The 20,686-nt window shown below is 45.4% G+C and carries 20 protein-coding genes; 11 read left to right on the plus strand and 9 right to left on the minus strand.

Going from position 1 to position 20,686, the window contains the following annotated elements; translation table 11 throughout:
- Positions 1-52 precede the first annotated feature (52 nt).
- The 3 genes from P3X63_RS07085 (at position 53) to P3X63_RS07095 (ending at position 3,166) form a co-directional block, all read left to right on the plus strand.
- Positions 53-913: a helix-turn-helix transcriptional regulator gene (locus P3X63_RS07085; RefSeq protein WP_077737019.1), complete on the plus strand. Its 861-nt coding sequence runs from the start codon at positions 53-55 to the stop codon at positions 911-913.
- 133 nt (positions 914-1,046) lie between these two features.
- Positions 1,047-1,970, plus strand: a complete 924-nt coding sequence (locus P3X63_RS07090) for a sugar phosphate isomerase/epimerase family protein (RefSeq protein WP_277692653.1) — start codon at positions 1,047-1,049, stop codon at positions 1,968-1,970.
- Between the two features lie 29 nt (positions 1,971-1,999).
- The gene (locus tag P3X63_RS07095) at positions 2,000-3,166 is read left to right on the plus strand and encodes a Gfo/Idh/MocA family protein (protein WP_277692654.1); all 1,167 of its coding nucleotides are present in this window, start codon (positions 2,000-2,002) and stop codon (positions 3,164-3,166) included.
- 90 nt (positions 3,167-3,256) lie between these two features.
- On the opposite strand, the gene cyoE is transcribed toward P3X63_RS07095, so the two are convergent.
- Both cyoE and P3X63_RS07105 read right to left on the minus strand, forming a co-directional pair.
- Positions 3,257-4,165, minus strand: coding sequence for a heme o synthase (cyoE, locus tag P3X63_RS07100; protein WP_277692655.1), 909 nt, complete (start codon positions 4,163-4,165; stop codon positions 3,257-3,259).
- Positions 4,166-4,330: 165 nt separating this feature from the next.
- Complete coding sequence (locus P3X63_RS07105; RefSeq protein ID WP_026586564.1) at positions 4,331-5,221, minus strand: LysR family transcriptional regulator; 891 nt, start codon at positions 5,219-5,221, stop codon at positions 4,331-4,333.
- Between the two features lie 322 nt (positions 5,222-5,543).
- Between P3X63_RS07105 and P3X63_RS07110 the strand changes: the two genes are divergently transcribed.
- Together P3X63_RS07110 and cysI are read left to right on the plus strand one after the other, a co-directional pair.
- Entirely contained in the window at positions 5,544-7,373 is a 1,830-nt protein-coding gene (locus tag P3X63_RS07110) for an assimilatory sulfite reductase (NADPH) flavoprotein subunit (RefSeq protein WP_026586565.1), read from the plus strand.
- A gap of 26 nt (positions 7,374-7,399) precedes the next feature.
- Positions 7,400-9,115 (plus strand): assimilatory sulfite reductase (NADPH) hemoprotein subunit, encoded by a 1,716-nt coding sequence (gene cysI, locus P3X63_RS07115; RefSeq protein ID WP_026586566.1) that lies wholly within the window; start codon positions 7,400-7,402, stop codon positions 9,113-9,115.
- 25 nt (positions 9,116-9,140) lie between these two features.
- On the opposite strand, the gene P3X63_RS07120 is transcribed toward cysI, so the two are convergent.
- Positions 9,141-10,034, minus strand: coding sequence for a LysR family transcriptional regulator (locus P3X63_RS07120; protein ID WP_077737015.1), 894 nt, complete (start codon positions 10,032-10,034; stop codon positions 9,141-9,143).
- Between the two features lie 102 nt (positions 10,035-10,136).
- Here P3X63_RS07120 and P3X63_RS07125 point away from each other — a divergent pair, with 102 nt between their 5' ends.
- Together P3X63_RS07125 and P3X63_RS07130 are read left to right on the plus strand one after the other, a co-directional pair.
- On the plus strand, positions 10,137-11,009 hold the full coding sequence (locus P3X63_RS07125; protein WP_277692656.1) for a DMT family transporter: 873 nt from the start codon (positions 10,137-10,139) through the stop codon (positions 11,007-11,009).
- Positions 11,010-11,052: 43 nt separating this feature from the next.
- Positions 11,053-11,430, plus strand: a complete 378-nt coding sequence (locus P3X63_RS07130; RefSeq protein WP_077737013.1) for a VOC family protein — start codon at positions 11,053-11,055, stop codon at positions 11,428-11,430.
- Positions 11,431-11,477: 47 nt separating this feature from the next.
- On the opposite strand, the gene P3X63_RS07135 is transcribed toward P3X63_RS07130, so the two are convergent.
- Positions 11,478-12,026 (minus strand): IseA DL-endopeptidase inhibitor family protein, encoded by a 549-nt coding sequence (locus P3X63_RS07135; protein ID WP_026586570.1) that lies wholly within the window; start codon positions 12,024-12,026, stop codon positions 11,478-11,480.
- Between the two features lie 378 nt (positions 12,027-12,404).
- Between P3X63_RS07135 and P3X63_RS07140 the strand changes: the two genes are divergently transcribed.
- A complete protein-coding gene (locus P3X63_RS07140; protein WP_026586571.1) occupies positions 12,405-13,130 on the plus strand; it encodes a LysM peptidoglycan-binding and 3D domain-containing protein in 726 nt (241 codons plus the stop codon).
- 143 nt (positions 13,131-13,273) lie between these two features.
- The gene (locus tag P3X63_RS07145; protein WP_277692657.1) at positions 13,274-15,598 is read left to right on the plus strand and encodes a peptidase G2 autoproteolytic cleavage domain-containing protein; all 2,325 of its coding nucleotides are present in this window, start codon (positions 13,274-13,276) and stop codon (positions 15,596-15,598) included.
- 33 nt (positions 15,599-15,631) lie between these two features.
- Here P3X63_RS07145 and P3X63_RS07150 read toward each other — a convergent pair whose 3' ends face one another.
- The 3 genes from P3X63_RS07150 to P3X63_RS07160 form a co-directional block, all read right to left on the minus strand.
- A complete protein-coding gene (locus P3X63_RS07150; protein ID WP_277692658.1) occupies positions 15,632-17,056 on the minus strand; it encodes an MDR family MFS transporter in 1,425 nt (474 codons plus the stop codon).
- 18 nt (positions 17,057-17,074) lie between these two features.
- Positions 17,075-17,650 (minus strand): TetR/AcrR family transcriptional regulator, encoded by a 576-nt coding sequence (locus P3X63_RS07155; protein ID WP_277692659.1) that lies wholly within the window; start codon positions 17,648-17,650, stop codon positions 17,075-17,077.
- 239 nt (positions 17,651-17,889) lie between these two features.
- Entirely contained in the window at positions 17,890-18,297 is a 408-nt protein-coding gene (locus P3X63_RS07160; RefSeq protein WP_277692660.1) for a YrvL family regulatory protein, read from the minus strand.
- A 122-nt stretch (positions 18,298-18,419) separates the two neighbouring features.
- Here P3X63_RS07160 and P3X63_RS07165 point away from each other — a divergent pair, with 122 nt between their 5' ends.
- Positions 18,420-19,049, plus strand: coding sequence for a poly-gamma-glutamate hydrolase family protein (locus P3X63_RS07165; RefSeq protein ID WP_026586575.1), 630 nt, complete (start codon positions 18,420-18,422; stop codon positions 19,047-19,049).
- A 33-nt stretch (positions 19,050-19,082) separates the two neighbouring features.
- On the opposite strand, the gene P3X63_RS07170 is transcribed toward P3X63_RS07165, so the two are convergent.
- On the minus strand, positions 19,083-19,691 hold the full coding sequence (locus tag P3X63_RS07170; protein ID WP_409444773.1) for an ImmA/IrrE family metallo-endopeptidase: 609 nt from the start codon (positions 19,689-19,691) through the stop codon (positions 19,083-19,085).
- A gap of 227 nt (positions 19,692-19,918) precedes the next feature.
- Positions 19,919-20,275, minus strand: coding sequence for an HTH-type transcriptional regulator Xre (gene xre, locus P3X63_RS07175; protein WP_026586577.1), 357 nt, complete (start codon positions 20,273-20,275; stop codon positions 19,919-19,921).
- 175 nt (positions 20,276-20,450) lie between these two features.
- Between xre and P3X63_RS07180 the strand changes: the two genes are divergently transcribed.
- The gene (locus P3X63_RS07180; RefSeq protein WP_277692661.1) at positions 20,451-20,672 is read left to right on the plus strand and encodes a helix-turn-helix domain-containing protein; all 222 of its coding nucleotides are present in this window, start codon (positions 20,451-20,453) and stop codon (positions 20,670-20,672) included.
- Positions 20,673-20,686 lie beyond the last annotated feature (14 nt).

Consider the following 20,686-nt stretch of genomic DNA (forward strand, 5'->3'; position numbering starts at 1 on the left):
TTCACTTGTTACAGAGGCAGCAAATCAAACGAAATGATCAGGAGGATCCATCATGACTCAATATTTCGTTAAAAAAGGCATACAATCAAGTTTTGAAAGCGATTCAATTCCTGAATTGCTTTATATCAGCAAAGTTGACGGCACCCACACAAAAATGCCCCGAACGATGCATATGCATCATGATTTGATGGAAATCATTTATATAAAAGAGGGAAGCGGCAGCCACATCATTGGCGACCGGCATTATCATACAAAAAAAGGTGATATTTTAATATATAACAAAGGTGTCCTTCACGATGAGTTTGCCGTTCCGGATACGAATATGAGCACTTTTTGCTGCGGAATCACAAATGTGAAGCTTCCCGGGCTGCCGAGAAATCATCTGATCCCAAAAGACCATTCATATGTGCTGCATAGCAGGGAATATGCTGCACATATAGAATCATTGCTGGAGATGATGTACTGGCAAATTTCCGAGGAAAAGTCCGGGGCCGAGGAAATTTGCAGCTACCTGCTTCGTACGCTGATCACACTCATTATGCAAATTCCCCAGGAAAATGAAGGTTTATTAAAAACAGAAGATTCGCAATTGGCAAACGCCATCAAAACTTACATTGATGAGCATTACCTCGAAGACATTACACTGCGTCTCCTTTCTGAACAATTTCATGTCAGTTCTTATTATCTGGTTCATGTATTCAAAAATTCGACCGGTTTTTCTCCTATTCAATATATGATCCGGCGCCGAATCGGAGAGGCGCAGTCACTGCTGATCAACACAAGTGATCATATCACAAAAATTGCCGGGATGGTCGGTTATGATAATGCCAGTTATTTTGCGACCCTTTTTTCTAAAATCGTCGGGGTTTCTCCAAAAAAATACCGTCAGCTATGGAGAAAAAAAGAAAGCTAGTCTATTTTTTCTTCAAAACAAGATAGTGAAAGTTTTATGGAATGAAAAAGAAAAAACGGCTGAAATTCAACAAGATTATGAAAGCGCTTTATCACCTCTGAAACTATAATAAAGCATATAGGTGTTGGAGGTGATGAAGCTGTTTTACTTAGCAGGAGCTCCTTGCTGCTGGGGTGTTGATGATCCAACGAACCCCTATAACCCTCCATGGGAAAAAGTGCTGCAGGAAGCATCACAAGCGGGATACGATGGAATCGAATTAGGGCCGTACGGATATATACCGATGGATATCGGGAGAGTGCAGAGAGTGCTTGCCAAACATCATTTGACGATCATCGCGGGTACGATCTTTGACGATCTCGTGTCAGAGTCTAATCTGGAAAAGTTATTGGATCAGGCTGATGAGATCTGTTCCTTTATCACCCAACTGCCCAAACCCCGCTTGAAAGGGAAACGATATTCGCCGCCTTTTTTGGTATTGATTGACTGGGGGCATCGTGAAAGGGATTACCAAGCCGGGCACCCGGATCGGGGGAAAAGGCTGTCCGCACAGGATTGGGACAATATGATGAAACATATTCGGGCCCTTTCAGAACGAGCGTGGAACAAGTATGGTGTAAGACCGGTCATCCATCCGCACGCCGGCGGCTATATCGAATTTGCCGATGAGATCAAGAAGCTGATGGACGACATTCCTTATGAAACAGCAGGACTTTGCCTTGATACGGGACACTTATATTATTCAAAAATGGACCCCGTAAACTGGCTCGGGAAGTTCTTCGACCGATTGGATTACATCCATTTTAAAGACATTGACATCGATGTTTATCAAGAAGTGATGAGGGAGCGCATTCGGTTTTTTGATGCCTGTGCCAAAGGTGTCATGTGCCCGATCGGACAGGGGGTCATTGACTATAAATCGATTTATCGATTATTAAAAGAGTTCGATTACCACGGGTATATCACCATTGAACAGGAGCGCGACCCGAGAAACGCGGATGCGAGTCTGTGCGATGTCAAACAAAGCGTTGACTATTTAAAACGCGCCGGATTCTAGATTTGTTTTAAAAAAGGGGAAATCAAACGATGATAAATGGGGAAAAAAATCTTGAAAAACCGATACGCTGGGCGATGGTCGGCGGCGGACGCGGAAGCCAAATCGGCTACATTCACCGCTCGGCCGCCCTGCGCGATCATCATTTTCAATTGGTTGCCGGATCATTTGACATTGATCCGGACCGGGGGAGAGACTTCGGTGTGAATTTGCACGTTGATCCGAAGCGGTGCTATCCAAATGATCAAACCATGTTTCATGAAGAAGGGAAGCGTGAAGACGGCATTCAAGCTGTGTCCATTGCAACACCCAACAGCACCCATTATGAAATCACAAAAGCGGCTTTAAATGCCGGATTACATGTCATCTGTGAAAAGCCTCTTTGCTTTACGACGCAAGAAGCTATGGAACTGGAAAAACTGGCGAAGGAAAAAGAACGAGTCGTCGGCATTACATATGGCTATTCAGGACACCAGATGATTGAACAGGCGCGCCGAATGATTGAAAATGGCGATTTAGGCGATATTCGCATTGTCAACATGCAATTTGCCCACGGATTCCATTCCGCTCCTGTAGAAAACGATAACGCCAGTACGAAATGGCGGGTGGATCCGAAAGTGGCCGGCCCCAGCTATGTGCTGGGAGATTTAGGTACGCATCCGTTGTTTTTGTCTGAGGTGATGCTTCCAAACTTTAAAATTAAAAAACTGATGTGTTCCCGCCAAAGCTTTGTGAAGAGCCGCTCACCGCTGGAGGACAATGCTTTTACAATCATGGAATATGAAAACGGCGCCATGGCGATGATCTGGTGTTCTTGTGTGAATGCTGGAAGCATGCACGGACAAAAAATTCGCGTCATCGGTTCTAAAGCAAGCATCGAATGGTGGGATGAACATCCTAACCAGCTGAGGTATGAAGTGCAGGGGAGACCGGCGATGACTTTAGACCGGGGGATGGATTACCTGTACTCAGAGGCGCTTCGAGACGACCGGATAGCAGCAGGTCATTCAGAGGGATTGTTTGAATCGTGGTCCAATCTGTATGCCCGCTTTGCAAAGGCCATGGAGAAAGCGGACCGCGGAGAAGCTTTCAACGATGTTTGGTACCCGGGAATTGAGGCGGGAGTTGAAGGCGTTCGCTGGGTGGAGAACTGTGTGCGGTCAGCAGACCAGGGGGCAGCCTGGGTTGACTATCAATAAATGCTTTTTCCGAACCTGGAGAGCAGGATCCCTATTGAACCCGATGAAGCCATCGGGTTCAATTTTCGTTAATCTTTAACTTTTAATGGATTATCCTCTAAAGATAAACGCCATCATGAAGGTGTCGACAATCATGATCGAAAACAGGAGACAAAAATAAACGAGCGAATATTGAAACATGCTTTTGGACCACTTGATATCGTTCTCTGCTTTGAACCCCTGGCAGCTTTTATAAATCCAGATAAAGCCGAGGATTAGAGCGGATATAAAATAGAGCGGGCTCAGGCGGTCAAGGCCGACGTAGAAATACAATAAAAGCGTGACAGGCACAAGCAGAATGATGTATCTGATCATGCTCACTTTTGTCATATGGTTGCCTTTGACGACCGGAAGAAGCGGCACTCCCGCTGCTCGGTATTCTTCCTTGCGGGTAATGCCGATCGCCCAAAAGTGCGGAGGCTGCCATAAAAACATAATGGCATATAAAATAAGCGCCGTCATGTCAACATGTCCCACAGCGGCGCAATATCCCATTAAAGGCAGTGCCGCTCCGGGAAAACTGCCGACAAATGTGCTCCATACCGATGACCTTTTAAACCAGACCGTATAGATCACCGCGTACAAAATAAAGGCGGCGAATCCGAGAAGAGCGGTCAATACATTGAGCGTACATAACAATGTGAGTCCTGCGACTCCCAGCAGGGTGCCGTATGCCAGGATCGAGCGCGGGGACAATCTGCCGGCTGCAGATGCACGACTTTTCGTGCGCTCCATTTTGGCATCGATATGCCTGTCAAAGTAATTGTTATACACGGTCCCGGCCGCCATGACAAGCGCCGTTCCCGCCATCGCCGAAAGCATGGCCATAAAAAACGCGCCTCCGGCTAACGCTTTTTCTGAACTGATACATGCGATCCAAAATCCGCCGAATGCGGCGATAGAATTGGAAATGATGATTCCGGGTTTGACCAGGCTGATATAGTTTTTCAGTGAAATCATGCCGTCCTCCTGTTTTTCAAATCGTGCTTGAGAAAACGTTGCCAATCAAGTCTTTCTATACCCAACAGTTCGACATCAATCATCATTTCCCTGCTGAATCTTTAGTGATCTGAGAGCAATGAAGAAGCAGCCAGCCATTGGGGCAAACTGCTTCAATACATCCTCCTATTCCATATGTGTTCTTTTATTGAGCGCATTGATAAAAATCTTCACATTTTTCTTATCCTGCATGATGGGAGAGTATATATATGAAAGCGTTCTGTTAAAGGTTTGGTTTTTCAGCTTGATCACCGAAAGATTTCCGTGCTGCACGTCTCTTTCAATGACGCTTTGCGACAAGAGGGAAAGCCCGATGCCCGTCATCAGCGTTTCTTTGATTCCTTGATTGCTGCTGATCGTCAGAAACGACTTCACTTTTAAGCCGTTTGAACGGATCACATGGTTCAGGTATTCGCGCGTGCCAGAACCGACTTCCCGCGTCACCCATGTCTGGTTTTGGAGATCGGCCATTGTCACTTCTTCTTTACCGGCAAGGGGGTGGCTGCTTGACGCAGCGATGAACAGTTCATCCTGCATAAAGGCGTTTACAGACAGCTCTTTGTCGTTTGTCTGTCCCTCGATTAAACCGATGTCCACTTTGTACATACGGACGGATTGCACGACTTCTTCCGTGTTGCCGATGACCGCCTTAAGCTCGAGCTCGGGATATTCTTTTTGCAGATCAAAAAGAAGCGACGGCAGAATATACTCTCCGATTGTGAAGCTTGCGCCGATCTTCAGCTCGCCTTTAACGGAATTGTGGTGGTCAAGGATATCCTGTCTCGTTTGTTCATAAATCGTAATCATTTGTTTGGCGCGGTCGTATAAAATTTCACCTGTCGGGGTGATCTTCAAATATTTCGGCGACCGTTCAAATAATTTTGTCTGGAATTCTTTCTCCAGGTTTTTGATGTGCATGCTGACGCTCGGTTGTGACATGAGGAGAATCTCGGCCGTTTTCGTAAAGTTTTTCACTTCTGCCAGAGTGACAAATGTTTTGAGCGCGTCATAATACAAAATCATCCCCGCCTTATTATTAAAAATATTAATAGCTGTAATAATTAATATATATTTTACTAATGTTGAGTATTCCAGTAAACTTTAAATTAGAATCTTTTTTAGCGAATGTACAGTTTTCCAGCTGGATCATGACACGCGGCAAAGAGGGAGCGGGGAGTGAGCGCTTACAATTCTTTTGAAATCAAAAAACGGCAAATGCAGTTGAATTGCGTCACGAAAACCGATTTGATTTATCGGAATAGTCGATATATGATAAGGATAATCCTTTTTCCGCTTTAGAAATCAGTCATCATTTTAATCCTTAGTGAGGTGGATATCGTTGCAACTTCAGGTATTAAACAGTCCTTTTAACCAGGAGCAGGCAGAGCTCCTTAACCGCCTTCTGCCAACTTTGACAGCATCGCAAAAAGCTTGGCTGAGCGGATATTTGGCGGCTACTCAGACAAACGATGCAGCGGCGGCGCTGGAAACACTTCCGGCTGAAGCCCCGGCCCCAAGTACGGCGCAGCCCGTTTCAAAAGAAGTGACCATTCTGTACGGATCACAGACAGGCAATGCCCAGGGGGTTGCGGAAAATGCGGGCAAATCGCTTGAAGGACGAGGTTTTCAAGTCACTGTCTCCTCCATGAGCGACTTTAAGCCAAATCAATTGAAAAAACTGAAAAATCTGTTGATTGTCGTCAGTACACACGGGGAAGGCGAGCCGCCTGACAACGCGCTGTCATTCCATGAATTTCTTCATGGGAGACGGGCTCCGAAGCTTGATGATCTCCGCTTTTCCGTATTGGCGCTTGGAGACAGCTCATATGAGTTTTTCTGCCAGACCGGCAAGGAATTTGATCAGCGGCTGGCTGAGCTCGGCGGAACGAGAATTTCTCCGCGCGTCGATTGTGATGTTGATTTTGATGAAGCTGCAGCTCAATGGCTCGAAGGCGTTTTTAACGGCTTAAGCGAAGCGCAGGGCCAGGCCGAAAGCGCCGCACCGGTCCAGACAGCGCCTGCACCGCAGGCGGGAGAAACGGTTTATTCAAGAAAACATCCGTTTCGAGCTGAGGTTCTGGAAAATCTGAATTTAAACGGCCGCGGCTCGAATAAAGAGACGCGCCATCTCGAATTATCGCTTGAAGGCTCAGGCCTCACATATGAACCTGGCGATGCGCTCGGCATCTTTCCTGAAAATGACCCTGAGCTTGTTGACATGCTGCTCAGCGAACTGAATTGGGATCCGAATGAAACGGTCACGGTTGACAAACAGGGGGAAAGCCTGCCGCTCAAAGAAGCGTTGACTTCATCCTTTGAGATTACAGTATTAACGAAGAAATTTATTCAGCAGGCGGCTGAACTTTTAGGACATGAAAAACTGCGCGAGCTGGCCGCAGCGGAACATGCAGACAAATTAAAAGCGTATATCGATGGCCGCGATCTGCTTGATTTTGTCCGCGATTTCGGTCCGATCGGCGCGCCTCCGCAGGAATTTGTTTCGATTTTGCGGAAAATGCCGCCGCGCCTTTATTCGATCGCATCTAGCTTAGCGGCGAATCCGGATGAAGTGCATCTGACAATCGGCGCGGTCCGCTACAATACGCACGGCAGAGACCGAAAAGGGGTCTGCTCGATTTTATGTGCAGAGCGCCTGCAGCCTGGCGATACACTGCCGATTTTTATTCAGCCAAACAAAAACTTTAAGCTGCCTGAGAATCCGGAGACACCGATCATCATGGTTGGCCCTGGTACAGGTGTCGCACCGTTCCGCTCGTTTATGCAGGAGCGCGAAGAGACCGGAACAGCAGGAAAATCGTGGATGTTCTTCGGCGACCAGCATTTCGTCACCGATTTCCTCTATCAGACAGAATGGCAAAAGTGGCTGAAAGACGGAGTGCTGACGAAAATGGATGTCGCATTCTCGCGCGATACCGACGAAAAAGTATATGTACAGCACCGGATGCTTGAGCACAGCAAGGAATTGTTTGAATGGCTTCAAGAAGGAGCGGCATTCTACATTTGCGGCGATAAAAACAACATGGCAAAAGACGTGCACAGCGCACTTCTCGACATTATCGAAAAAGAAGGCGGTATGAGCCGCGAAGAGGCGGAAGCTTACCTTGCCGAGATGAAAAAGCAAAAACGTTATCAGCGCGATGTATACTGATTTTGATTGAAAGGGGTTTTTTCAACATGGGGAACGAAATATTAAAGGCACCGGAAGGCCCTCCAAGCGATGTAGAGCGCATTAAGGAAGAAAGCAACTATTTGCGCGGCACCCTGAAGGAATCAATGCTTGAGCCGATCAGCTCCGGAATTTCCGATGACGACAACCGTCTGATGAAACACCACGGCAGCTATTTGCAGGATGACCGTGACCTCCGCAATGAGAGGCAAAAGCAAAAGCTTGAGCCTGCCTATCAGTTCATGCTGCGCGTGCGGATGCCGGGCGGTGTAGCGACACCTGAGCAATGGCTGGTCATGGATGAGCTTGCCAATCAGTACGGCAACGGAACATTGAAGCTGACGACAAGGGAAACCTTCCAAATGCACGGCATTTTAAAATGGAATATGAAAAAAACGATCCAGAAGATTAATTCGGTTCTGCTGGATACGATTGCAGCATGCGGGGACGTCAACCGTAATGTGATGTGCGCTTCAAATCCGTATCAATCCGAGATCCATGCCGAAGTGTATGAATGGTCGAAAAAATTGAGCGATGATTTGCTGCCGCGCACACGGGCGTACCATGAAATTTGGCTTGATGAAGAAAAAGTCGCCGGAACGCCTGAGACAGAAGTCGAGCCAATGTACGGACCGCTATATCTGCCGCGGAAATTCAAAATCGGAATCGCCGTTCCGCCGTCAAATGATATCGATGTCTTTTCACAGGATCTCGGCTTTATCGCGATTGTTGAAGACGGCAAATTGATCGGCTTCAACGTGGCGATCGGCGGCGGCATGGGCATGACCCATGGAGACAAGGCGACATATCCGCAGCTTGCTAAAGTGATCGGTTTCTGCAAGCCTGAACAATTGTATGATGTCGCCGAAAAAACGATAACGATCCAGCGCGACTACGGAAACCGCTCCGTCCGCAAAAACGCCCGCTTCAAGTACACCGTTGACCGCCTCGGGTTGGATACGGTCAAAAACGAGCTGGAAAACCGCCTCGGCTGGAGCCTTGGAGAAGCAAAGCCGTATCAATTCGATCATAACGGCGACCGCTACGGCTGGGTGAAAGGTGTCAAAGGAAAGTGGCACTTTACCATGTTTATCGAAGGCGGCCGTGTCACCGATTATGAAGATTACAAGCTGATGACCGGCTTGCGGGAGATCGCCAAAATCCATACAGGCGATATCCGTCTGACCGCCAATCAAAACTTGATCATTGCCAACGTATCAAGCCAAAAGAAGAAAAAGATCAACGAATTGATCGAACAATACGGTTTGACCGACGGCAAGCATTATACAGCACTGAGACGCAGTTCCATCGCGTGTGTCGCACTGCCGACGTGCGGACTGGCGATGGCTGAAGCGGAACGCTACTTGCCGACATTGATCGATAAGATCGATGAGATCATCGAAGAAAACGGACTGCAAAATGAAGAGATCACGATCCGCATGACAGGCTGCCCGAACGGCTGTGCCCGCCATGCCCTCGGTGAGATCGGGTTTATCGGAAAAGCTCCGGGCAAGTACAACATGTATCTCGGCGCCGCTTTTGACGGCAGCCGTCTGAGCAAGATGTACCGCGAAAACATCGGAGAAGAAGACATTTTAAAAGAACTGCGCACGATTCTTCCGCGCTATGCAAAAGAGCGCGAGGAAGGGGAGCATTTCGGAGATTTCGTCATCCGCGCCGGCATTATTAAAGAAACGACCGACGGCACGAATTTTCATGATTGAATCCTTTCAAAATCGCCTTAGCATGCTAAGGCGATTTTGTTTTTGCAAAGCAGCCGACTTCGCTCAGGACTTGCGTGAACTGCTGCGCCGCCGGTGTCAGCTCGGCAAATGCATGGGCAATGATGCCGATATCGCGGCTGATTCGAGGGGTAATGTCTTTTACGGCCAGGTCATGGGATACAGAAGAAAGCGTAAAGTTTGATATAATCCCTATTCCCAGATTGTTTTTGACCATTTTCATTAATGTATCGGCGTGTTGTACCGTTAAATTCTCTTTTACGTCAAGCCCGTGCTGTTGAAATGTTTTCGACAGGGCGATCTCATGGCCGCCTTTACAAAAAATGATGTCATGCTCGTATTTTTTTAAGTCAATATATTGTTCTTTTGTTAATTTCGCATATGCTTCAGGAATGACGGCTACCATATAATCGCTCAACAGCAATTGATGTTCAAACGGTTCAAACGGAGATGCCGCAATTCCGAAATCCACCGATCGATCCCCCACCCATTCTTTTATTTGCGCAGATGTTCCTTCAACTAATTCAATATCAATCAGCGGATATTTTGATCTGAACAAAGCGATGGCCTCAGGCAAAATATTGGTTGACACGGCAGGGAACGAACCGATTTTGACTTTGCCGCTTAACAGCTTTTGTTTCTGATCGGCGGTTTGATAGATTTTACTTTCAATCCCGATCATTTGTCTTGCCAGCACCAAAATGTCCTTTCCCGTTTCAGTCAGCATTAAGCCATTCTGTTTATCTCTCATAAATAATTTCAAATGAAGTGAATCTTCCAGGTTTTTAACCGCTTTGCTTACGGCAGGCTGAGAAATAAACAATTCTCTCGAAGCTTCGGTAAAATTCATCTTCTCTGCGACCTTCACAAATATGTGAAGATGATTCATGTTCATAACCAATAGGTTATACCTCCGATAATTAAAATGTATTTCAGTTATATAAAAAGATAGCATATGATGAAAGCGAGCACCAGTACATCGTAAGGAAGGAGGCTGAATGATTTGTTCAAGGTCATCTTGGGAATCATCTCAGTAACATTGATTTGGGGCTATACGTGGGTAACGATGAAAATCGCAATCCATGATATTCCCCCCGTTTTGTTTTCGGCGCTGCGTTTACTCATCGGTGCGGTTCCGTTGTTTATCATTCTCGTTATCAAAGGGAAAAAGCGAGCGATCGGAAAAGAGAATCTCAAAAACTATTTTGTCATGGGCCTCTTGATGGGTTTAGGGTATATGGGGGTGCTGACATATGGCATGCAGTTTGTCGATTCCGGCAAAACGTCAGTTCTCGTGTATACGATGCCAATCTTTGTAACGGTCATCAGTCATTTTAGATTAACCGAGAAAATCAACGTTTATAAAATGATTGGTTTAATATCCGGTTTTATCGGACTTTTATTTATTTTTGGCACAGAGATTCTTCATTTCGAAAAAAACGTCATATTCGGGGAGCTGTGCGTTCTCATAGCTGCACTCAGCTGGGCTGTTGCCAATGTTTTCAGCAAACTGAGATTTCACAATACGGATATGATTCATATGAATGCCTGGCAGCTGCTCATCGGGACGGTCTTCCTGTTGATTTTCTCTTTCATTCTGGAGCCGACTCACTCGCTTCACTGGTCAAATGCAGCCGTCTTATCTTTATTATTTAACGGGTTGTTTTCCACGGCCTTTACATTTGTTATCTGGTTTTGGGTTCTCAACCAAATCGAAGCGTCAAAAGCATCGATGGCGCTCATGTTTGTTCCTGTTTTAGGCCTTTTCTTCGGCTGGCTGCAATTGCGCGAACCGATCACATACAACATCATGGCCGGCGCTTTTTTGATCTGTATCGGGATTTTCATGAATACTTACAGATTTAAAAGATCATAGAGGGTGTTCATATATGGTAATATCAAGTGGGAGGGAAGGGAAAATGAACATTGAACATATCGCAATCTGGACGAGGAATTTAGAAGAAATGAAAGCATTCTACACGGAATTTTTTCACGGAACGGCAAGCGACAAATACATCAATCCAAAAAAGCAGTTTGAATCGTATTTCATCCGCTTTCAATCGGGCACGCGTCTGGAACTGATGAGGCGTCCGGACTTGGCCGAGGGGGAAGAGACGGCTTCTGGCTATGCCCATATGGCATTCTCTTTGGGATCGCGCGAAAAGGTTGACGAGATGACGGAACGTTTTGCAGAAAGCGGGTTTCAGGTTGTCGGGAAGCCGCGCGTCACCGGTGACGGATATTATGAAAGCGTCATTAAAGATCCGGATGGAAATTTTGTTGAATTGACAGTGTAACAGACCGGAAAAAGCCAATGTCTGGATTTTAGACATTGGCTTTTTTTCTAAATGGCAGCATCAAACTGATCGACTTTCCACTTGTTATGTTCTTTGACGAATGTAATCTTTCTTTTTGCCGTCACTGAACCGTCAAGCGCGGGCACGGCAAACTCATATGTGCGGACATTGGCTTTTTTGGAAACGAGCTTGATTTTAGATTTCTCCCATCCTAAAAGGTTGCTTCCATCGCCGACAGGGACGGCCATTTTTCCTTTATAAGAGATGATGTTGTATTTTTCAAAGCCTTTGGCAATCGCGTCTTTTGTAAAGATCTGTGTCAAGTAGTCCGTTAATTTTGCCTTTGTGCTGAATTCGCTGCACATGTACGTATAAGGAATGCCGCGGTATTCAAATATTTTTGTTTCACAGGTTGAGTTTTGAGCCTCAGGGTTATGACCGCTCATCGCATTCCAAAAATGCTCCCGGGCCTCGAGCGCCATCGTCAATACCTCTTGATTTGTTAACTCTCCTGATGTTTGTTTTTTCGCTGCAATCGTTGTACCGACGGGCAAGATTAATAAAGCAGCCAATAAACAAAGCAAAAACTTTTTCATTGTTCTTCTCTCCTTCAACGTTTCTCTTATGTTACAAATGTTACAATAATTACAGATAGATTACAAGTAGTTTGCGAGAAAATTTTTCCTTCGCCTTAAAGAACACGCCATTCAGAGGGAGAAATCTTACGAAATAGAAGCTTCTTTAGTATCTTTCCCTTTTTTGACGATAAAAAAACATCATCCTTTAGGCTGAAACCGGGCGGGGAGCAGAAGAGATGTAGAGGGTGTAATAAACCGAATTTTACAAAAAATAAAACTATTTCAGTAAACAAACTGTAATCAAATTCATATCAATCTGTCATGGGGATGACATTTTGCTATGTTACGATTTTCCCTGTTAGTTTCAAAAGAGCTAACAAGGGAGGATTTAAACTTATGAAGAAGACAATCATGTCCTTGGCTGCAGCCGCAGCGGTGTCTGTGACTGCATTCGGAGCAAATGCCTCGGCAAAAGAAATCGAAGTTGAAAAAGGGGACACGCTCTGGGGGATATCTCAAGAGAACGGGATGAACCTCAAGGACTTAAAAAAATGGAATCAGCTTTCAACAGACCTCATTGTTCCAGGTCAAAAGCTGAACATTACTTCTCAAGAAGTAAAATCTGATCAGAAACAGTACACTGTCAAATCCGGTGATACACTCTCACGCATTGCTCAAGCTTTTGGTGTTGCTGTAAATGATCTGCGTGAGTGGAACAATATCAAATCAGATTTGATTTTTGCCGGTGATACGATTGCCATAAACGGAAAAAGCACCGCTCTTCAAACACCGGTGAAGCAAGAAGCTGCAGAACAGCAGCCTGAGCAGACGAATAAAGAACTGACTGTTACGGCGACAGCCTATACGGCAAACGACGGCGGGATCTCGGGCATCACCAAAACGGGAGTCGACTTGAATGCCAACCAGGATGCGAAAGTGATTGCGGTCGATCCGGACGTCATTCCGCTTGGTACCAAAGTATATGTAGAAGGATATGGCGAAGCGACGGCTGAAGATACCGGAGGCGCCATTAACGGAAATAAGATAGATGTATTTATTCCAAATAAACAAGACGCAATGAAATGGGGCGTCAAAACCGTTAAGGTTCAAATTTTAGATTAATAAAAAAGACGCAGAGAGGCAGACACGCCTTCTGCGTCTTTTTATTTTTGAGGAGAAGCAAAAAGTTGTCGCATTTTGATGTGTCATACGTTTGCCAACTATTGGTGAAAAGGTATTAAACTAAAAAAATGGAGGCGGAACAGTTGAAAAAAAACAACACATCTTATTTGGGATTTCACAAATCCAAAAACCTTGAAACGGACAAAAAAATTTCTGTAAATTCTGATTTGATTGAACGTGAAAATGACCCTGTACTTGACGATGAAGGCTCGACAAATGAAAGATTGAATGAACGGCTTAAAATCTATGAAAACACATTTGACAGCCTGATTGAACGGAATGTTATGGATTTTGGAGCAAAAGGAGACGGAGTAACTGATGATACTCAGGCTTTTCATGATGCTATGGGAGAAGGCGGCTTTAAAGTAGTCATTCCCGCCGGAGTCTTCAGAACCTCCGGATTGCATGTCCCATCTGATACGATGCTGCTCGGCTCAGGGAAGAAAAAAACGATCATTAAATTGTTGGACGACACACCGGTCGAAAACTCGGTGTTGACCAACAGCGATTGGACAAACGGTAATGAAAATATTTATATCGGCCACTTAACACTTGATTGGAACAAGGATACAAGACCGGCGGGATGGAAAATCCCAAAAGGTCCGACCTCAAGCTGCTTGCTTTTTGCCAATGTAGATTATTCTTTTGTAGAGCATGTGTTTGCTAAAAACGGCGGACTTCACGGCTTTGATTCAACAAGTCCGAATTACAACCGGCACGGCGAACAGGATGATCCGACATACTACCAGCCCAATGGATGCAATTTTGTCACATTTTCTCACTGCGAAGCAACGGGGGCAGGAGATGATAATTTTACATGTCATTTTGGGCGGCACACGACATTCAGCCACTGCCTATCTTATCATCCTATGGGATTGAATGACGGATCTTCAAATACGAACTGCTTTGAAATTGACGACGGTTCTCAAGATGTAATGATCGATAATTGTATTGCTGTCGGAGGAGTTCGCGGTTTTGAAATAAAAGCCCATGATTATGCACCGGCGGCTAAGCGTGTACAATTAGTTAACTGTCGTGCTTCTGAAAATGCAATTAGTTATGCGATCAGGCATATAGGACATCATAAAGCAGATGAGCCTCAGTCTGCCTCAGCTCATGACATACAGCTTGTAAATTGTATTGCCTACAATCCAAGACCTAATGACCTTTATAAAGGTGCTGGGCCAAATGCTTTGCAAATTTCCGGATATGATGGAGTCAGTGTTGTAAATTTCCATGCGATTTGTGATGATAGCAGCATTAACTATGGTGATAATCCGGTTGTCAGCGTGTTCTATAAAGGGCGTTTAATCAGCTTGAAAAACATTACGATTAGAGGATTTAAAACAGCAGTCAACGATTTGTATATTGTCGGAGGAGATAATTCTGTCGGCAAAGTAATGGTCGATGGCGTAACTTTAATTGATTCTGCTAAATATGGTGTAGCTTTTGGAAGCGGGATGTACGAGTCAGTTGTTTCGAATGTATGGGGGCAGCGATCTCCGAAAAACAATGCCGGAACAATAGGAATTTATTCTGTAGATCCCGACTTGAACGTGTCAAATTGTGATTTTTCTGGCTATGAAACAGATTTTAAAATTGGTGGAGTCGTCACCCCGTATTTTCTATTTAAACATAAGGGCAGCGGGATTATCGGTTCAAGAGAGTCCCATGCGACCGGCAATAATAATTTTGTGGCAGGTTCAGTCCGAGGAAGAGCTGATGGAGCTGCACAATCGACTGTCCTTTCTTCATACAATACGATAAATCCAAACTCTGATTCTGTTGCTATGGGTTGGGCTTCCGGCAATTCTCCTTCCACATCGAACAGAAAGATTGAATTACATGCTAGAAACGGCACAATTAAAGCGTCAGGAAGCATTACCGGTTCCCAAACCTTCACGGATTACGGAGAGTATTTCGAAAGCCTGACGGGCAAAAGGATTCCGACTGGCACACTTGTCGCACTTGAGGGAGATAAGATCAGACCTGCTGAAAAAGGCGATCATCTGCTGGGCGCTATCTCAGAAACCGCTGGCGTTATCCTTGGTGAAGCAAGTTTTCATTGGTCAGGTCGCTACCTCAAAAATGAGTTTGGCGGATATGTATATGAATTGCAAAAAGGCCCTGACGGCGAAATGGTTATGGTTCCAAAAGAAAACCCTGATTACCGTCCTGAAAAAGAATATAAATCTAGAAAGGATCGAGAAGAATGGAATGTGGTCGGACTTGTCGGACAGGTGTATGTAAGATGTGACGAAACGGTGAAGGCGGGTGATTTTATCGAGGCACATGGTGGTATTGCAACAAAAGCGGAAAAATCAAGTCAACGGTGGCAAGTTATGAAAGTAACGTCTGAATATGATGTTCACAGAGGCTTTGGAATTGCCCTCGCATTTATTCGATAAACTAACAACCTAGCCTAAGCTAGGTTGTTTATTTTAGCTGTTTTGAGAGTATTCATTCTTGGCTTTTAAAAGAAATGAAATAATGAGAGCAGTAAAGGCAAAACCGATGGCGACGAAATAAACCGTATGAACGCCTGACGTCATTCCCTGCATTTGCAGTTCCTGTTTGTTTGTGATGGAGGACTGCTCCATGTAACGGTTTGAAACAGTTGTCAGGATCGTTGTATACAAAGCCGGTCCAATTGCGCCTGATACTTGGTTGACCGTGTTCATGATCGCCGAACCGTGCGGATATAAAGGTTTCGGGACCTGGTTTAAGCCAAGCGTCATGATCGGTGCCATCGTCAGGCCGACGCCGAGTGTAAACCCTGCGTAAAGCATCATTCCCGCTGCCATCGAGGTATCGCTTGAAATGTTCGTAAACAGCCAAAGCACGGCCATCACAATGATTAAGCCTGTGAATAAAAGCGGCTTAAATCCGAGCTGATCGAACAGGCGTCCTGCCACAAGAGAGGTCATGGCCAGTACCAAGCCTCCCGGCAGCATCAAAAGCCCTGTATCCATCGGGGAGAGCTGGAGCGCCATTTGAAAGTACAGCGGCAAAATCAGCATCATGGAAAATTGCAGCATCATGACGATCCACATCAGGACGACTGCCGCGGAAAAGATTTTGGAGCGGAAAGGCCTCATGTCAAGCATCGGCACTTTCATGTTCAGCTGGCGGCGGACAAACAGCAGTAAACCGATGATGCCGGCCGCAAGTCCGATGATCACCTTCGGGCTGCTCCAGCCCGCTTCTTCTCCGGCGTTGCTGAAGCCAAAAACGATCCCTCCAAATCCGACGGTCGATAAGATGATCGACAATATGTCAATATTCGGATAGGTGAGTTCGGTGACGTTTTTTAATTTGAAAACGGCAAAGACGATCATGAAAAGCGCGACAGGGAGCATCATGAAAAAGACGATGCGCCATGAATAATGCTCGACAATATAGCCGGAAATCACCGGACCGATCGCCGGGGCAAATAAAATGACAAGGGTCAGCATCCCCGTGACCGTTCCGCGTTTTTTTGGGGGAACCAATGTCAAAATGACAGTCATCACCAAGGGCAGAATCAGTCCGGTTCCGGAGCCCTGGATGATCCGCCCTGCGAGGACGAGGGGAAAAACGGGAGCCGCCCCCGCCAAAAAAGTCCCTGCTGTAAATAAGACCATGGCGGAAATGAAGAGCTGCCGTGTCGTAAACCGCTGCATTAAAAACGCAGTCACCGGTACGGCGATTCCGATCATGAGCATATATCCGGTAGACAGCCATTGAGCCGTATTTGCAGATATGCGGAAGTCGTCGATGATCTTCGGCAATGCCACATTCATGACCGTTTCATTAATCAAAGCAAGGAAGTTGCCGACGATTAAGATTGCGATGATCATGATGGATCCTTTTTTTGTATGTTCCATTTGATTTCCCACCTTTGATTATTGTTGAAGCATATATGGAATTTGTTGAGCAGCCGCGCTCAGCGGCCGGCCGTTTTTTTTCGTCACGGAGAGTACATAAGCGCCTTCTATCATCGCCTGAATCGCAATGCTCAAACAAGCCGCTTTTTCTTTGGGAAAGCCTGATTGTGTCAGTTTTTCCTGATAGACAAGCTGCCAATCTTGATAAACTTGATCACACGTTTTCCGCAGCGTCTCGCTGAAAGACCACGTTTCTGAAGCGACTGAGACAATCGGGATATCATCGTTTTCTTCCATCATGTGCGCTTTTACGCCGTCAGCCATCGTTTGCATGTATGTTTGAAACGCTTTTACAGGGTCCGCTTCCCGGCTGAGAGTTGATGATATATAGGTTTTGATCCGTTCACCCGTTAATTTGATGGCTTCGGCGGCAAGCTCTTCTTTGCCTCCGGGGAAGTAGTAATAAATCGATCCTCTTGGGGCTCCGCTTTCTGCCGTTATCTGGGCCAGTCCAGTCGCATGGTAGCCCTGTTTGCGGAACAGCCTGGAAGCCGTGCGCAGGATTTTGTCGCGGCTTTTTGTTTGCTCCGTCATTTTATCATTTCCTTTGTATTTATACTGATCGGTCAACATCATGTATTGTAACGAAAAAAAAGGCCCTTCATAAAGGCCTTTTTTCGAAATGGTGTCAAAGGACTATTTTAACGATGATACCACCGATCCATTTGACACACACCATCATAGAATCGGAAATCATGGATAAACCATAAAATGAATCCGATCTCCGCTCCCATGTTCTCATTTTTCGAAAACGCTGCAAATCTTTTTCCTGCTCAGTCATCAGATATGCTCCTTTCTTTATTTTCATCAAAGGCCAGCTGGATCACAAATAAAAACAAGCAGGCGATGATTTCAACATCGATCGGGATATTGATCCCGTCCATCATTTCATCGGCTAAATGGATCGCCAGCCAAGTGAAGAAGCAATCAATTGTAAAAGTGACGGCTTTACGTCTGATCAAAAGGCTTAAAAATCTTTCGGGAATTTCAAAGACGACGCCGAGGACAAAGCTCAGGAGAATAAACCAAAGCAGTGAGGCCGGTGATTCATAGGTTACACCGAAAATGGCGAAAAAACCGGCGGTCCCGAAAAAATAAGATCCGAATAAGAGTGCGAAGACAAAGAGGATCAAAAGAAAGATTAAGGTGACTGCGACCATGTTTCCTAGTGTTTTTTTCATTAAGCATTCATTCCTAATCATGCGGTATACATCTGATCATATCAAAAAAATATCCAATTGTAATTTACAAACTTAGTGACTGCGGGTAAACTACTTGAAAAACAGACATTCCGGGGAGAACGATGAAACACAGATTGACAGACCAATACGCCAGTTTTACAGAGCTGTCGAAAAATAAACAGAAGGGGATCGATTATACGGTCTTTTCAAGGGTATCAGAAAGCGGTCTGCTTGTGATGGCTCCGCACGGAGGGGGGATTGAGCCGGGGATCAGTGAAATCGTCCGCTGTTTGGCCGCGGATTTTTCCGTTTATCTGCTTGAGGGGCTGAAAAGATCCGGCAACAAAGAGCTTCACGTTACAAGCGCCCATTTTGATGACCCGCTTGCCGTGCAAATGGCCGAGAGACACCATTATATTTTGGCTTTGCACGGCTATGAAGAACCCTCTCTTTGCCGGACGCTGGTCGGCGGGACTGATCACAAACGGGCCCGTATTTTTGCCGAAGCATTACACAACCACGGGTTTTCCGCTGAACTCCTGGCGGCAGACGCCCATCTGTCGGGGACGAATCCTGCGAGCATCAACAATCGGTGCAAAACAGGTTTAAGCGTGCAATTAGAAATCAGCACAGCCCAGCGAAAGGCGATGTTCGGGCGTTTCAGTTTAAAGGGAAGGGAAGCGTCTAAGAACGAGGTGTTTTTCCGTTATATAGCAGCGATAAAAGAGGGGATTGAAAAAGTGTATCGATGATCCGCAAGCCGGCATTTCTGCCGGCTTTCTCCGTCACTTTTTCAGCATATATGCTGTCTGCCTTTCAGCCGCAAGCAGCTTTTCAGCGCTTTTTCGGGCGGCGTATGGGCGCCTGGTTTCCCGTTTATAGCGTGTCAATTCATCTTCTTGATCCCGTCCTTCAGCATGCTCTCCTGCGATTTGCAGGCTGTCCGTCCACGCTTTGTGGAACTCGATTCCGGTCTGGCGTTTTTCAAATAGTTCGATTCGTTTGGCGGCAAATTCGTCTGTTACATTGAACAGGTCGGCAACCATTTTCACGGCATTGCAGCGCAGTTCGGGAAAATCCAATTTCAAGAGCATGAAAGTAGGCACGCAAAAATGATACATAAATTGATTGGCTTGAAATTCTTGAAGCTCCCTGAACATTTTGTTCATGTTTAATTGATTTCCCGCATGCTTTAAAACGTGGCACAGCTCGTGTGCGAAGTCCTCCCACTGCTTTTGTCTTGAGAGCTTGCTGTTAAGAATGATGCTGTACATTCCGTCATGCTTGATCATCATGCTGTCCATATTTTCATAGTGAATCCAAATATTAAGCCCCGCTGCGACTCTGTTCATATCGATGTGCTGCGGTTCGAAAAAACCAAACTTTAGATACATATTTTTGACGTATTCTTCAAGATGGGTTAAATAAAATTCCAATGCGAGACACCCCTTCGAACGAATGTTCTGTTTTGAGCGGGAAAGAAAAGCCCGGCTAAGGGGCTTTAATACACATGCAGATTATACTATATATCATGAGAAACCGCCTGAGCAAATCTTTCCCTTTTGATGCAGGTCTTATTCATTAAATCGGCGCTCATCAGGGAATGTTTAATAAAAATACCTTATTTATCCGTTTGTTTGTCTTCAGGCTGCCGTTTTTTTTCTTTTTCCTTCAAATATTGAATGAACTCAATCGCCTGCTGTCTGCTTTCAGGGGAAAATTCCCGCATGTCCCGATAGGCAATTTGAAGATCGGGGTCATCAAGGCTGTCTTGAAGCGGCTCCTTTTTTTCCGCACCTGTCAGCAAATAATCGATTGTCACTTTATAGTAATCGGCCAGTTTTTTCAATGTTTCGTAGTCTGGCTCGCTTCTTCCGTTTTCATAATGGGAATAGCGCGCTCGTGATACGCCAATCTGTTTCGCAACTTCTTCCTGTGTCCGTTTTCCTCTTAAGGTTTTCAGTCTGCCGCCCAGCATAGAATGACCTCGCTTCCTTCACTTCGTCATTATAATACCCATTATAGATACAAAATGTATCGAATGAAATAAATGATAAAAAAAGTATCAAAAAAGTATTGATGATAATAAATGTATCAATTATAATCATAGACATACAGATACGAATTGTATCAAAACAGCGGGGTGAAAACATTTGCGAAAACGTTTAATGGAAGAACGCTTAAGGCGGAGATGGACTCGGAAGCAAGTGGCCGAACGATTGGGAATATCTGAGGTCTATGTTCGCAAAATCGAAAATGGGGCACGAAATCCGGGCAGAGAAACGATGCTGAAGTTTGAAAAACTCTATGCTGTTTCGGATCGTGAGCTTTTTCCCGATCTTTTTCAGGTTATTCTTGATACGAAATGTATCTAATGAACACATGAGGA

The organism is Bacillus sp. HSf4 (genome assembly GCF_029537375.1).
Lineage (GTDB): Bacteria > Bacillota > Bacilli > Bacillales > Bacillaceae > Bacillus > Bacillus sonorensis_A.